Below are 12,194 nucleotides of genomic sequence, written 5' to 3'. Positions count from 1 at the left end.
CCGGGCGGGCAGGAGCCGCCGTTTCGGTGCCTCAGTCGGCGTAGAGGACGCGGAAGCGCTCGCAGACGACGGGCATGCCGGTCGAGAACCCGCGGTCGTGCGAAGCCGTCTCGGTGAAGAAGCGCTCGTGCACCTCGCGCCAGTGGGCGAGCGAGAGGTCGCCCTCTCCCTCGAGCCGGGCATGCTCCTCGGTCACCTCGTCGAACGGGACGATGTCGACCTCGGTCGTCTCGAGGAGCGCGCGGGGGCGGCCGGAGCCGTCGAGGACGATGCTCAGCGCACCCTTCTCGGGCGTCGGCTCGTCGTCGGCCTCGTAGTCCCACTGGGCGCTCGCGGTCGCCGTCTTGGTGCCCGCGAGGACGAGGGCGAGGAGCTCGTCGGCCTGGCGCTCGTCGGCGCCGAACGACCACGCCGGCGGGGGCACGGACTCGAGCGGCGTCGGGCCGAAGTAGGGCGAGGACACGTTGAGCTTGGCGTGCACCCGCGCCAGCTCCCAGAAGGTCCTGACCTGGTCGTCGTCGCTCATGCCGACACCCTAGGTGGACGGGTGGACGCCGTGACCGGCCGCCCGGCGACACTTGGCCCCATGACGCCGACAGCGACGACGGGGCCAACGCCGGGGACGACGAGGCCGACGCCGGGGACGACGAGGCCGACGCCGGGGACGACACCCAGGGCGACGCCGTGAAGGCGGTCGTCCACGACACCTTCGGCGGACCGCTCGAGGTGCGCGACGTGCCTGACCCCACCTGCCCGAGCGACGGCGTCGTCATCGCGGTCGGTGCGACCGGGGTGTGCCGGTCCGACTGGCACGCGTGGAAGGGCCACGACCCGGTCGACCTGCCGCACGTCCCCGGTCATGAGCTGGCCGGCACGGTCGCGGAGGTCGGCGCCGACGTGACCCGCTGGCAGGTCGGCGACCGCGTCACCGTCCCGTTCGTCTGCGGCTGCGGCCGGTGCGAGCTCTGCCTCTCGGGCGAGGCGCAGGTCTGCCCGGACCAGACCCAGCCAGGCTTCACCGGGCCCGGGTCGTTCGCCGAGCAGGTCGCCATCAACGCCGCCGACGCGAACCTCGTCGCCCTGCCCGACGCGGTCGGCTTCGTCACCGCCGCGTCGCTCGGGTGCCGGTTCGCGACGGCCTTCCGGGCGGTCGTCGCCCACGGCCGCCTGCAGTCGGGCCAGGTCCTCGCCGTCCACGGGTGCGGCGGCGTCGGGCTCTCGGCCGTGATGATCGGCGCGGCACTGGGCGCCGAGGTCGTCGCCGTCGACGTCTCGCCGGCTGCCCTCGCCCGCGCGCGCGAGCTGGGCGCCACCCACCTCGTCGACGCGAGCAGCGACCCCGACCCGGCCGCCACCATCCGTGAGACCACCGGCGGCGGCGCCCACGTGTCCCTCGACGCCCTCGGCTCGTCCGCGACTGCCGTGGCGTCGGTCGAGAGCCTCCGGCGACGGGGCCGCCACGTGCAGGTCGGCCTGCTCCTCGGCGACGCCGCGACCCCGCCGCTGCCGATGGGTCGCGTCGTCGCGCACGAGCTCGAGCTCTACGGCTCGCACGGCATGGCCGCCCACGAGTACCCCGCGATGCTCGCGCTCGTCGAGGACGGCACGCTGCGGCCGGACCTCCTCGTCGGCTGCGTCATCGGTCTCGACGGGGCCGGCGCGGCACTGGCCGCGATGGACCATCCCACGACGACGGCGGGCATGACCGTCGTCGAGATCGGGCGCTGACCAGCACTCGACGAAGCCGTCTGCAAGCCGTGCGAGAGCCGGTGCGGGGACCGGATTTCGTTCGTGCGCAGGTGTCCGTGTAGCATCGCCGTCGCACTCAGGCCGGGTCTGACCCGGGTCCTGGTCGGCCCCCTTAGCTCAGTCGGCAGAGCGTTTCCATGGTAAGGAAAAGGTCGTCGGTTCGATTCCGACAGGGGGCTCTGGTCCGGTCCGACACCACTGCGTGACGGGCCACGACCCCCAAGGCGGGGTAGCTCAGCTGGTTAGAGCGCACGACTCATAATCGTGAGGTCGCGGGATCGAGCCCCGCTCCCGCTACTCAAGGCGATTTCGGGGAATACCCGGACTCGCGTACCCTGTTGTGCTGGCGTCGCGCGAACTCGACTCGTGAGCCGGCGCGACAGACCACCAGATCACCTTTTTTCCGAGAGCAGGTTGCCCCGATGGCCAAGGCCACTGACGTCCGCCCCAAGATCACCATGGCGTGCACGGAGTGCAAGGAGCGCAACTACATCACCAAGAAGAACCGTCGGAACGACCCCGACCGTCTCGAGCTGGCGAAGTTCTGCCCCCGCTGCAAGAAGCACACCGAGCACCGCGAGACCCGCTGACCCCAGCGCCTCGACGCACCGGAGCCGCCCCCACGAGTCGTGGAGGGCGGCTTCGCCGTTCAGGGTCGCGTCACGCGTTGCCTAGAGTGTCCGCATGCCCGTGAACGCAGACTTCCAGGGTCGGTCCTATCCACCGAGCGGTCCGTATGCCGTGAGCGCGGCCGACATCGCCGCGTTCGCCGACGCCGTGGGTTCCGACGACCCGCTGCACCACGATGCCGAGGTCGCTCGCGCCGCGGGTCACGCCGACGTCATCGCCCCGCCGACGTTCGCGGTCACGCTGGCGCAGCGCTGCGACGCGGCCTACGTCCAGGACCCCGACTCGGGCATCGACTACAGCCGTGTGGTCCACGGCGAGCAGCGGTTCGTCCACCACCGCCCCATCACCGCGGGTGACGAGGTCCTCGGCACCCTCACCGTCGACTCGATCCGTTCCGCCGGTGGGCACGCGATGATCGCCACCCGCACCGAGCTCACCGTCGAGGGCGAGCCCGTGTGCACCTCGACCTCGACCATCGTCGTGCGAGGAGGGGAGGACGCATGAGCATCCGCACCGCAGCCGAGACCGAAGCCGGCGACTCCTTCGGGCCGCAGACCGTGCCCGTGACCCGCGAGACCCTCGTCGCCTACGCGAACGCGTCCGGCGACCAGAACCCGATCCACCAGGACGAGGCCTTCGCCAGGGGTGTCGGCCTCCCCGACGTCATCGCCCACGGCATGTGGACCATGGGCGCCGCCGGGTCGGCCGTCTCCGCCTGGGCCGGCGGCGCGGACCGCGTCGTCGAGTTCGGCACCCGCTTCACCAAGCCGGTCGTCGTACCCGCGGACGGCGCCGAAGTCGTGATCACCGGAACCGTCAAGAGCATCGACCCCGAGACCCGTCGCGCCGTCGTCGACGTCACCGTGACCGCCGCCGGCGACAAGGTCCTCGGGCGCTGCCTCGCGACCGTCCAGCTCGACTGATGCAGGAGGTCCACGACGCCCCGCTCGCCGAGCTGACGACGATGCGGGTGGGCGGGCCCGCGCGCCGGCTCGTCGTCGCCGAGACGATCGACGAGGTGGTCGACACGGTCCGCGAGGTCGACGACGCCGACGAGCCGCTGCTCGTCGTCGGCGGCGGGTCCAACCTCGTCATCGCCGACGCCGGCTTCCCCGGCACCGTGCTCAAGGTCGCGACGAGCGGCATCGAGGTCGAGTCCGACGACTCGTGCGGCGGAGCGATGGTCCGCGTCGCCGCCGGCGAGGGCTGGGACGACCTCGTCGCGCGCGCGGTCGCGGAGGGATGGTCCGGGATCGAGGCGCTGTCCGGCATACCCGGTTCGACCGGGGCGACCCCGGTGCAGAACGTCGGCGCCTACGGCCAGGAGGTCGCCCAGACGATCGCTCGGGTGCGGGTCCTCGACCGCCGCACGCAGGAGGTTCGGACGTTCAGCAACGCCGACTGCGGCTTCACCTACCGGCACTCCGTCTTCAAGGCGAGCTCGCAGTACGTCGTCCTCGACGTCACCTTCCAGCTGCGCGTGGCCGACCGCTCCCAACCGATCGCCTACGCCGACCTGGCCAAGGGGCTGGGCGTCGAGGTCGGCGCGCGGGTGCCGCTCGCCGACGCGCGCGGGGCCGTGCTCGACCAGCGGCGGAGGCGGGGCATGGTGCTCGACGCCGACGACCACGACACGTGGAGCTGCGGGTCGTTCTTCACCAACCCGATCATGTCCGCGGCCCGCTTCGACGACCTCACCGCACGCGTCCGTGCCGAGCTCGGCGACGATGCCGCCGAGCCGCCGCGCTTCCCGGACGCCGGCGGTGACGTCAAGACGAGTGCCGCGTGGCTCATCGACAAGGCCGGCTTCGGCAAGGGCTTCGGTATGCCGGGCCCCGCCGCCCTCTCGACGAAGCACACGCTCGCTGTGACGAACCGCGGCTCGGCCACGGCTGCCGACGTCGCAGCCCTGGCGCGGCAGGTGCGCGACGGTGTCATCGACCGGTTCGGCGTCACGCTCGTCAACGAGCCCGTCTTCGTCGGCCACGAGCTCTGAGGAGGACCTGCGTGAAGACCGTGAACCTCGACGTCCGCACCGGCGGTGAGGACGTCGTCCTCGACCTCACCGACCGCTGCGCCGACTTCGTGCGCGACCTCGGTGACGGCCTGCTCCACGTCTTCGTCCCGCACGCGACCGCCGGCATCGCGATCATCGAGACCGGCGCGGGCTCGGACGACGACCTGCTCGCGGCGCTCGCCGACCTCCTGCCCGCCGACGACCGGTGGCGCCACCGCCACGGCAGCCCCGGCCACGGGCGCTCGCACGTCATGCCCGGCCTCGTGCCGCCCTATGCCAGCGTTCCCGTCGACGGCGGACGCCTCGCGCTCGGCACGTGGCAGAGCATCTGCCTGGTCGACCTCAATGTCGACAACCACGACCGCACCGTCCGCCTCGACTTCCTCTCGGGTTGACGCCCGGGTCCACCGACGCCGAACGGCTCCGGGAGCTCCGGAGCCGTTCGGCGTGTGGACGTGTGCGTCAGGGGCGATCAGGCGGCGCTGCGCAGCTTGACCGTCACCGACCGCCCGCTGGTGCGCGCGGCCTCGTGCGACTCGGCGAGCTGCTGACGGGCGAGGTCACGCAGCTCGGCCATCTGCGGCGTGACCTCGGCGAGGGTCAGCTCGGTCTCGATGACGTCGAGGTCGAGCCCCCAGACGTCCTCGAGGATCCGGCGCAGGTATGCCGTGGCGTGGTCCCAGCCCTCCCGGGGCGTGCCCTCGCCGTAGCCGCCGCCACGGGCGAGGACGAGGAAGGCCGGCTTGCCCTTGACGGTCTGGGTGCCCGGAGCGAACCGCGGGTCGGTGATGACCGTGTCGATCCACGTCTTCAGGTGCTGTGAGACGCCGAAGTTGTAGAGCGAGGTCGCAATGACGAGGACGTCGGCGGCGACGACCTCGTCGGCGAGCTCGGCCGCGACGGCCTGTGCGGCGAGCTGCTCGTCGGTCCGGTCGCCCTCAGGGGTGAACCCGGCGAAGGCCGAGGTCGCCCACACGTCGCTGGGCACGGGCGAGAGGCCCACGTCCCGGCGGATGACGGTGGTGTCGCTGCCCTCTGCCTCGATGACCGAGGCCTCGAGGGTGTCGGCGACGGCTCGGCTGACCGAGCTCTCGGTGCGGATGCTGGAGTCCAGCCGGAAGATCGTGCTCATGGAGTGCTCCTGGATCAGGGGATCAGATGGTCTGACCTCCAGATAGTATGGCAAACAGATCATCTTGCAAATTGACGATCGTACCTACAGCACTTCCCGATAGGCTCACCCCATGGCCACCGCGACAGACCTCCCCGAGCAGACGCCCCTCGGCGCAGTCGGCGACGTCGGCGGTGCCCGTGTGGACCTCGGCCAAGCGCTCGGGGCACTGCTTCGCCGCTACCTCCACAGCGCCCGTGAGGTCGTCGACGCGGTGCCCGGTGGTCCTCGCGGCTTCCAGGTCCTGACGCTCGCGTCCGAGGGGGAGTGCAGCAACCAGGCCACGATCGCCCAGCGGCTCGGCATCGACCGCACCGTCATGACCTATCTCGTCGACGACCTCGAGAAGGCCGGTCTGGTGAGTCGCCGACCGGACCCTGCCGACCGGCGCGCGCGGCAGGTCGTCCTCTCGGCCAAGGGCGAGAAGGTTCTGGGCCGCACCTCCGCCCGCATCCGGGAGGTCGAGCGTGGTGTCCTCGGCGGACTCTCTGACGACGAGGCCGACCTCTTCCGGTCACTGCTCGCGCGCGTCGCGAGCGACGCCGGGGCCGACCACTCGGCCTGCTCCGGCCCCGTCCCGGAGTGCTGACCCCCGCACCTGCTAGCGGGCACCTCGCGGCGGCAGCCGGTGCAGGACGACGTCGCGCAGCTCACCGCCACCGACCATGCACGTGAGGTAGGTGCAGTGCGGCTGCCGTCGCCGGTCGGTGGGGGAGCCGGGGTTGAGCAGCCGCAGACCAAACTGCTCGGTGTCCCACGGGATGTGGCTGTGCCCGAAGACGAGGACGTCGAGGTCGGGGTACTCCGCTCGCATCCGCTCCTCGCGCCGCTGCTTCGGCCCGGTCTCGTGCACCACGCCCCAGCGCAGACCACCGAGCTCGGTGCGCGCGACCTCGGGCAGGCGCCGTCGCAGCTCGGCGCCGTCGTTGTTGCCCCAGACCCCGACGACCCGGCTCGCCCGCTCCTCGAGCGCATCGAGCAGGCGCGGCGTGACCCAGTCGCCGGCATGCATGACGACGTCCGCCTCGTCCACGGCCGACCACACCTCGGCGGGCAGGTCCCGAGCCCGCGCCGGGAGGTGTGTGTCCGCGACGACCAGCAGCCGCAGCATGTCTGCCCCGGAGCCCGCCGGCGAAGCCTCAGTCGTCGAGTCCGTCGAGCTCATGGAGCGCCTCCTCCCAGCGGTCCCGCCGCTCGGCGTCGTCCTGCTCCCACCACGGCGTCCCGCGCTCGCCGAGGCCGTGCTTGGCGAGGTCGACCCGCCGACGCGACGGCGCGGGATCCTCGCCCGCCTGCTTCGCCGCCCGCACGCCCGAGCGCCCTCGTCCGAGGTGCGACAGCAGCCGCTCGGCGACGTCCGCGGGCAGGGCCGGGTCCTGGCGCCGCCACCGTCGGCCGCCGACGACGAGCCAGCGCTCGGCGTCGACCTCGGCAGACACCTCACCCACGGCTCGGCTCCTCGGGATCGGCACCCACCTGCTGCGACACGGCGTACGACGGCTGGCGAAGGGCGGTCCACAGAGGCGAGGTCCACGTCCCCATCGGCGCGTGGCCGACCGGGTCGTGGCGGCGCGTGCAGTCCGAGTCGCTCCACTCGAGGTCCAGACGACCCCGCTCGTGCCACGGGTGTCCGGGCGCGGCGACGAGCAGCCGGTAGGCGGTCGGCGGTTCGCCGCCCGGAGCCACCGGTGCGAGCGGGTCGACCCTCAGGAGGAGTCCGCCCAGGGCGGTCTCGAGGGGCAGGAGGGTCGTCAGCGGCCCGTAACCCCAGCGCCCGCGCACCGTCAGCACGTGCCGCGTGAGGACCCCGGTGCCGGTGGAGGCGAGGAGCACGTCGCCGGCCGCCGGTCCGGTCAGCCGCACTGCCAGGCCCTCGATGTCCGGCCCAGCGCGTAGTCCGGTGGCGCGGGACCAGCGCACCTCGCACGCGTGTGGCCCCGGCTCGTCAAGAAGCACCACACCACTTCGCGGTCCCGGCTCGATCGTCACGCGCCCCGTCCCACAGAACCCCACAGGGTGCAGCGCCCGGGTCCCGCGCAGCCGGGCCGCGAGCCCGAACGCAGTGGCGAGCACCTGCCCGCCGAGCCACCCCAGTCCTCCGAGGACCGCCGACGTCCTCGACCCGTCGCCGCTCGCCCGTGCCTCCATCACTCCAACCTATGCGCTCGCCGAGTCCCGTGCGTCGGCCCCGACGGCGTCGTCCGCATCGTCACCCTCGAGCCACGCGTCGATGTCGGCGTATGCCGTCTCGCGCACCTTCTCGGGCGCTCGCGACGCCCGCAGCGAGGCCCGGGCGAGGTCGGCGAGCTCGGCGTCGGAGAACTCGAGCAGCCGCGCCACCTCGTACTGCTCCTGCAGCCGCGAGCCGAAGATAAGCGGGTCGTCCGCCCCGAGCGCGACGGTCGCCCCGGCGTCGACGAGCCGGCGCAGCGGCACGTCGTCGATGTCGTCGTAGACCCCGAGCGAGATGTTGCTGCCCGGGCACACCTCGAGCGCCACGCCGTCCTCGACGACCCGGTCGAGGGTGCGCGGGTCCTCGACGGACCTCACGCCGTGCCCGAGCCGGTCGGGACCGAGCGCGGTGAGCGTGCGCTCCACCGCGTCGGGGCCGAGGAGCTCGCCCGCGTGCGGCACGAGCGCCAGCCCGGCCCGGCGCGCGATCGCGAAGGCGGGCGCGAACGCCTCGGTCTCCCCACGCCGCTCGTCGTTGCTCAGGCCGAAGCCCACGACGGCACCCGGTCCCTCGCCGGCATACCTCGCGGCGAGTCGCGCGAGGGTGCGCGCCTCGAGCTCGTGGCGCATCCGCGAGGCCGCGACGATGATGCCGACCTGCGCGGCGCCGGACTTCCGCGAGACCGACGACGCCTCGTCGAGGACGATCTCGAGCGCGGGCGTGATGCCGCCGACGAAGGGGGCGTAGGACGTCGGGTCGACCTGGAGCTCGAGCCAGCGCGACCCCTCGGAGCCGTCGTCGAGTGCCGCCTCCCGCACGATGCGCCTCATGTCGGCCTCACCGCGCACGCAGTGGCGCGCCGCGTCGTAGAGGCTCTGGAAGCGGAACCAGCCCCGCTCGTCACGGGTCTCGAACGTCACCGGCCAGTCGGCGCCCAGGGCCGACGGCAGCCGCAGGCCGTGCGCCTCCGACATCTCGCGCACCGTGGTGACGCGCATCGAGCCGGTGAAGTGGAGGTGGAGGTGCGCCTTCGGGAGGGTCGCCGTGTCGCGGAGCCCCGAGGTGCCGGAGGGCTGGCCGCTCACTCCTCGACGATGTGCATGGCCGACTCCTCGGCCGACACGTCCTCGGGAGCGCCGTGGCGCGAACCGGTCCCCTCCTCGGCGACGAGCGTCTTCTCCTCGTCGGGGCCGAGGCCCTCGTCGGGCGCGGTGAGCGAGCCCCCGTCGATCTCAAGCTCGTCGAGGTCGCGTGGCTCACCCAGGAAGTCGTCCTCGGCAGGGATCGCGTCAGGGTCGTCGCCGCCCACGCGCGGCTCGTCGTCGAGCCCGCCTTCGTTGTCGGGGGCGCCGTAGGCCGAGTTGGGGTCCGGCACCTCCTGGTTGATGCGCTGGTCGATCGTCTCGTCCTGCGCCTGCTCCTCGCCGGTGGTGCCCCACTCCGTGTTGCGCGGCTGCAGGTCCGGCGGCGAGACCGGCAGGTTGTCGCCCTCGCTCGAGTCGAGCAGGTCGGGCTGGCCCTCGCCGGCGTCGACGCCGTCGTCGAGGCTCATCGAGCCGAGGTCGTCGGTGAAGTTCTCGGTTCCTGGCTGGTCGCTCATGACCTCACCCTGTCACGCCCGAGAGCTTTTCGGCGGCGGCGAGGAGGACGCACGTGGCGACTCCCGCCATGGCGGTCTCGACCTCCTCGAGGACGGGGAACGACGGAGCCAGCCGGATGTTGCGGTCGCGCGGGTCCTTGCCGTGGGGGAACGACGCCCCGGCCGGCGTGAGCGCGATCCCGGCGCCCTTGGCGAGCTCGACGACGCGGGACGCGGTGCCGTCGAGGACGTCGAGGTTGACGAAGTAGCCACCGGTCGGCTTCGACCACGTCGCGACCTCGCGCCCCTCGAGTGCCGACGTCAGCGCGTCGTCGACGGCGGCGAACTTCGGGCCGAGGATCTCGCGATGCTTGCGCATGTGCTCGCGCACGCCGTCGGGCGAGCCGAAGAACTGCACGTGCCTCAGCTGGTTGACCTTGTCGGGTCCGATGGAGGCGAACTGCTGGTGCCCGAGGTACCAGTCGACGTTGGCCTTCGACGCCGCGAGGAAGGCCACGCCGGAGCCGGCGAACGTGATCTTCGACGTCGACGCGAACATGATGGGCCGGTTCGGGTGTCCCGACCCCGACGCGAGCGTGATGATGTCGGCGCTCTTGGCCTCCTCCTCGGTGAGGTGGTGGAAGGCGTAGGCGTTGTCCCAGAAGATCCGGAAGTCCGGCGCCGCCGTCTCCATCGAGGCGAGCTCGCTCGCCACCTCCTGCGAGCACGTCGAGCCCGACGGGTTCGCGTAGGTCGGCACGATCCACATGCCCTTGACCGACGGGTCCTCGACGAGCTCACGCACCGCCGCGACGTCGGGGCCGTCCTCGTTCATCGGCACGGTGAGCATCTCGATGCCGTAGGACGCGAGCATCGTGAAGTGCCGGTCGTAGCCGGGCACCGGGCAGACGAACTTCACCGTCTCCTCCTGCGACCACGGTCGCGGCGAGTCCGGAGCGCCGTGGAGCAGGAGCTGGACGAGGCAGTCGTGCATCATCGTCAGGCTGGACGCACCCCCGGCGACGACCTGCTCCGGCTCGACCCACAGCAGCTCGGCGAACATCTCGCGCAGCTCAGTGATCCCCGACAGCCCGCCGTAGTTGCGCACGTCGGTCCCGCTCGCGTCCTTGTGCCCGCGGGGCAGCTCGAGCAGCTCGTTGCTGAGGTCGAGCTGGGCGACCGACGGCTTGCCGCGCGTGAGGTCGAGCGTGAGCCCACGCTCCTGGAGCTCGGCGTATGCCGTGCGCTGGCTCTCGAGGAACGCCACGAGCTCGGCGGGGGAGAGGGACGACAGGGCGGCGGTCTGCTCGGTCACGACCGTCATCGTTCCAGACGTCGCCCGGGGAGGGCAGTCCTCCCCATGGTGCGAGACGTGGGGCCTTGCGAGGGTGGTCCCGCGCGAGCGAGAGCCGCTCGCCGCCAGGGGAGGGAACCCACATGAAGCTGTCCACCACCCGCCACGGTGCCGCGCTCGCGGTCGCCACGTTGGCCGTCACGAGCGCGATCGGCGTTGCCGCCACGACGACGGCCGCGTCCGCGTCGGCTGCCGACAACTCGATCCGCGTCATCACGCACAACCTCGCCAAGAAGAACTCCGCGCTGAGGGGAGTGGTTCGCAAGAAGGAGCAGCTCAAGGGCCCTGAGGTCATCCTGCTCCAGGAGGTGTGCTCGACGATGCTGCCGCGCATGCGCAGGAACCTCAGCCCGACGGTCGTGTTCCACGCGCGGCGCAGCACCGAGAAGTGTGGGTCGGGCGGGACCGTCGGTGAGGCGGTCGTGTGGACGGGTACCGGTTCGAGCCCCGTCGCGGACGTGGCTCTCGGCCCGAAGAAGGACGGGCACACCTACGGGCTCGCCTGCCTCGACTTCGGCCGCAACGGTCGCAGCGTCCGCGCCTGCTCGACCCACCTCGTCGCCGCGAAGGCTCCTCAGTCCTACCGCAACGAGCTGACATCGGCCATGGGCACGCATCTCGGGCAGTGGGTGGGCGAGAAGGACGTCGTCATCGTCGGCGGGGACTTCAACACCACACCCAAGACCTATCCGATGGACCAGCTCTACGGCCGTGGGAACGACGCCAAGGGAAAGTTCGTCGAGCTCCACCAGATGGCGACCGGCAAGCCCGAGCGCGACGGCAAGGCCACGATCGGTGGCGGCACCGACGCCCGCAAGTTCGACTACATCTTCGCCTCGATGAAGGGTGCGAGGCTCAGCGGCGGCACCGAGAACACGTGCTGGAAGGACGGCAACCCCGAGACGACGGACTGCACGACCTCCAACCACCGCATCCTCTGGGGCAACGTCCCGCTCAAGCCGCTGAGCTGAGCACCCGGCGTCCTTCAGTCGATGGGCTGCGCCCCGGTCCCGACGGTTTCGCGTCGGACCGGGGCGTCCCGTATGCTGTTTCCTCGGTGATCGCACCATGCTTCGGCGTGCCTGCCGTCACCTCCGGAACCACCCTCCCAGCGGGTGCGTTCCTAGGGCAGTGGCTCAATTGGTAGAGCACCGGTCTCCAAAACCGGCGGTTGGGGGTTCGAGTCCCTCCTGCCCTGCACATTCAGATCATTTCGGAGAAGAGGAACCGTGACGGAAGTGGGCGAGTCCCGCGACTCCCGCCAGGCGAGCAAGCGCGCCGGCAAGGGCGGCAACCCCGTGTCGCGGCTCTTCGGGTCCTTGGGGCTGTTCATCAGCCAGATTCTCGACGAGCTGCGCAAGGTCGTCCGGCCGACGCGTTCCGAGCTGTGGAACTACACGCTCGTCGTCATCGTCTTCGTCTCCGTGATGATGGCGCTCGTGTCCGGCCTCGACTTCGGCTTCAGCAAGCTCGTCGGGCTGGTCTTCGGCAACGGCGGCTGACCCGTCGCCTCTGCCGAGG

General features: G+C 71.7%; 17 protein-coding genes and 3 tRNA genes. 12 read left to right on the top strand and 8 right to left on the bottom strand.

Translation table 11 applies throughout. From position 1 onward, the window contains the following. Nucleotides 1–31 precede the first annotated feature (31 nt). Complete coding sequence (locus tag ACOJV7_RS03885; RefSeq protein WP_420188826.1) at nt 32–526, bottom strand: ASCH domain-containing protein; 495 nt, start codon at nt 524–526, stop codon at nt 32–34. A gap of 158 nt (nt 527–684) precedes the next feature. On the opposite strand from ACOJV7_RS03885, the gene ACOJV7_RS03880 reads away from it, so the two are divergent. From ACOJV7_RS03880 to ACOJV7_RS03845, 8 genes are all read left to right on the top strand, one after another. Beyond that, nucleotides 685–1,728, top strand: a complete 1,044-nt coding sequence (locus ACOJV7_RS03880) for a zinc-dependent alcohol dehydrogenase family protein (RefSeq protein ID WP_420188825.1) — start codon at nt 685–687, stop codon at nt 1,726–1,728. A 127-nt stretch (nt 1,729–1,855) separates the two neighbouring features. After that, nucleotides 1,856–1,928 (top strand) — tRNA-Thr (locus tag ACOJV7_RS03875). A gap of 44 nt (nt 1,929–1,972) precedes the next feature. Continuing rightward, nucleotides 1,973–2,046, top strand: a tRNA-Met gene (locus tag ACOJV7_RS03870). A 125-nt stretch (nt 2,047–2,171) separates the two neighbouring features. Then, nucleotides 2,172–2,339: a 50S ribosomal protein L33 gene (rpmG, locus tag ACOJV7_RS03865; RefSeq protein ID WP_035913435.1), complete on the top strand. Its 168-nt coding sequence runs from the start codon at nt 2,172–2,174 to the stop codon at nt 2,337–2,339. Nucleotides 2,340–2,433: 94 nt separating this feature from the next. Next, nucleotides 2,434–2,883, top strand: a complete 450-nt coding sequence (locus ACOJV7_RS03860) for an FAS1-like dehydratase domain-containing protein (protein WP_420188824.1) — start codon at nt 2,434–2,436, stop codon at nt 2,881–2,883. Beyond that, the gene (locus ACOJV7_RS03855) at nt 2,880–3,302 is read left to right on the top strand and encodes a MaoC family dehydratase (RefSeq protein WP_420188823.1); all 423 of its coding nucleotides are present in this window, start codon (nt 2,880–2,882) and stop codon (nt 3,300–3,302) included. Before ACOJV7_RS03860 ends, ACOJV7_RS03855 begins: the two co-directional genes overlap by 4 nt. Further along, entirely contained in the window at nt 3,302–4,375 is a 1,074-nt protein-coding gene (locus ACOJV7_RS03850; protein WP_420188822.1) for a UDP-N-acetylmuramate dehydrogenase, read from the top strand. The genes ACOJV7_RS03855 and ACOJV7_RS03850 overlap by 1 nt, the downstream gene beginning before the upstream one ends. Nucleotides 4,376–4,386: 11 nt before the next feature. Continuing rightward, the gene (locus ACOJV7_RS03845; RefSeq protein WP_420188821.1) at nt 4,387–4,791 is read left to right on the top strand and encodes a secondary thiamine-phosphate synthase enzyme YjbQ; all 405 of its coding nucleotides are present in this window, start codon (nt 4,387–4,389) and stop codon (nt 4,789–4,791) included. A gap of 77 nt (nt 4,792–4,868) precedes the next feature. Here the strand turns inward: ACOJV7_RS03845 and ACOJV7_RS03840 are convergent, their stop codons facing one another. Then, a complete protein-coding gene (locus ACOJV7_RS03840; protein WP_420188820.1) occupies nt 4,869–5,528 on the bottom strand; it encodes an FMN-dependent NADH-azoreductase in 660 nt (219 codons plus the stop codon). Nucleotides 5,529–5,640: 112 nt separating this feature from the next. On the opposite strand from ACOJV7_RS03840, the gene ACOJV7_RS03835 reads away from it, so the two are divergent. After that, nucleotides 5,641–6,156, top strand: coding sequence for a MarR family winged helix-turn-helix transcriptional regulator (locus ACOJV7_RS03835; protein WP_420188819.1), 516 nt, complete (start codon nt 5,641–5,643; stop codon nt 6,154–6,156). Nucleotides 6,157–6,168: 12 nt separating this feature from the next. On the opposite strand, the gene ACOJV7_RS03830 is transcribed toward ACOJV7_RS03835, so the two are convergent. Genes ACOJV7_RS03830 through ACOJV7_RS03805 form a run of 6 tightly spaced genes read right to left on the bottom strand, consistent with a single transcriptional unit; the run spans nt 6,169 to nt 10,643 of the window. Beyond that, nucleotides 6,169–6,678, bottom strand: coding sequence for a metallophosphoesterase family protein (locus ACOJV7_RS03830; protein ID WP_420190370.1), 510 nt, complete (start codon nt 6,676–6,678; stop codon nt 6,169–6,171). Between the two features lie 28 nt (nt 6,679–6,706). Further along, nucleotides 6,707–7,015: a 2-polyprenylphenol hydroxylase gene (locus tag ACOJV7_RS03825; RefSeq protein WP_420188818.1), complete on the bottom strand. Its 309-nt coding sequence runs from the start codon at nt 7,013–7,015 to the stop codon at nt 6,707–6,709. Beyond that, the gene (locus ACOJV7_RS03820; protein WP_420188817.1) at nt 7,008–7,715 is read right to left on the bottom strand and encodes a hypothetical protein; all 708 of its coding nucleotides are present in this window, start codon (nt 7,713–7,715) and stop codon (nt 7,008–7,010) included. Before ACOJV7_RS03820 ends, ACOJV7_RS03825 begins: the two co-directional genes overlap by 8 nt. A gap of 9 nt (nt 7,716–7,724) precedes the next feature. Continuing rightward, complete coding sequence (locus tag ACOJV7_RS03815) at nt 7,725–8,825, bottom strand: adenosine deaminase (protein WP_420188816.1); 1,101 nt, start codon at nt 8,823–8,825, stop codon at nt 7,725–7,727. Then, complete coding sequence (locus ACOJV7_RS03810) at nt 8,822–9,340, bottom strand: DUF5709 domain-containing protein (protein ID WP_420188815.1); 519 nt, start codon at nt 9,338–9,340, stop codon at nt 8,822–8,824. Before ACOJV7_RS03810 ends, ACOJV7_RS03815 begins: the two co-directional genes overlap by 4 nt. A gap of 4 nt (nt 9,341–9,344) precedes the next feature. After that, nucleotides 9,345–10,643, bottom strand: a complete 1,299-nt coding sequence (locus tag ACOJV7_RS03805; RefSeq protein ID WP_420188814.1) for an aspartate aminotransferase type Ic — start codon at nt 10,641–10,643, stop codon at nt 9,345–9,347. 113 nt (nt 10,644–10,756) lie between these two features. Here ACOJV7_RS03805 and ACOJV7_RS03800 point away from each other — a divergent pair, with 113 nt between their 5' ends. The 3 genes from ACOJV7_RS03800 to secE all read left to right on the top strand — a co-directional run bounded on the left by ACOJV7_RS03800 (nt 10,757) and on the right by secE (nt 12,175). Next, nucleotides 10,757–11,644: an endonuclease/exonuclease/phosphatase family protein gene (locus tag ACOJV7_RS03800; RefSeq protein ID WP_420188813.1), complete on the top strand. Its 888-nt coding sequence runs from the start codon at nt 10,757–10,759 to the stop codon at nt 11,642–11,644. Between the two features lie 154 nt (nt 11,645–11,798). After that, nucleotides 11,799–11,871, top strand: a tRNA-Trp gene (locus tag ACOJV7_RS03795). 31 nt (nt 11,872–11,902) lie between these two features. Then, nucleotides 11,903–12,175: a preprotein translocase subunit SecE gene (gene secE / locus ACOJV7_RS03790; RefSeq protein WP_035946920.1), complete on the top strand. Its 273-nt coding sequence runs from the start codon at nt 11,903–11,905 to the stop codon at nt 12,173–12,175. Nucleotides 12,176–12,194: the final 19 nt, after the last annotated feature.

Origin of the sequence: Knoellia tibetensis (assembly GCF_048606415.1) — a bacterium.
Classification (GTDB): Bacteria; Actinomycetota; Actinomycetes; order Actinomycetales; family Dermatophilaceae; genus Knoellia; species Knoellia tibetensis.
This window is presented reverse-complemented; position numbering and strand designations above follow the sequence as displayed.

Bases quoted from the DNA above. Each gene is read 5' to 3' on its own strand.
- ACOJV7_RS03860 (WP_420188824.1), top strand. From the start codon at position 2,434: ATGCCCGTGAACGCAGACTTCCAGGGTCGGTCCTATCCACCGAGCGGT.
- ACOJV7_RS03835 (WP_420188819.1), top strand. From the start codon at position 5,641: ATGGCCACCGCGACAGACCTCCCCGAGCAGACGCCCCTCGGCGCAGTC.
- ACOJV7_RS03820 (WP_420188817.1), bottom strand. From the start codon at position 7,715: ATGGAGGCACGGGCGAGCGGCGACGGGTCGAGGACGTCGGCGGTCCTC.
- ACOJV7_RS03850 (WP_420188822.1), top strand. From the start codon at position 3,302: ATGCAGGAGGTCCACGACGCCCCGCTCGCCGAGCTGACGACGATGCGG.
- ACOJV7_RS03840 (WP_420188820.1), bottom strand. From the start codon at position 5,528: ATGAGCACGATCTTCCGGCTGGACTCCAGCATCCGCACCGAGAGCTCG.
- ACOJV7_RS03800 (WP_420188813.1), top strand. From the start codon at position 10,757: ATGAAGCTGTCCACCACCCGCCACGGTGCCGCGCTCGCGGTCGCCACG.
- ACOJV7_RS03855 (WP_420188823.1), top strand. From the start codon at position 2,880: ATGAGCATCCGCACCGCAGCCGAGACCGAAGCCGGCGACTCCTTCGGG.
- ACOJV7_RS03885 (WP_420188826.1), bottom strand. From the start codon at position 526: ATGAGCGACGACGACCAGGTCAGGACCTTCTGGGAGCTGGCGCGGGTG.
- ACOJV7_RS03810 (WP_420188815.1), bottom strand. From the start codon at position 9,340: ATGAGCGACCAGCCAGGAACCGAGAACTTCACCGACGACCTCGGCTCG.
- rpmG (WP_035913435.1), top strand. From the start codon at position 2,172: ATGGCCAAGGCCACTGACGTCCGCCCCAAGATCACCATGGCGTGCACG.
- ACOJV7_RS03805 (WP_420188814.1), bottom strand. From the start codon at position 10,643: ATGACGGTCGTGACCGAGCAGACCGCCGCCCTGTCGTCCCTCTCCCCC.
- ACOJV7_RS03830 (WP_420190370.1), bottom strand. From the start codon at position 6,678: ATGCTGCGGCTGCTGGTCGTCGCGGACACACACCTCCCGGCGCGGGCT.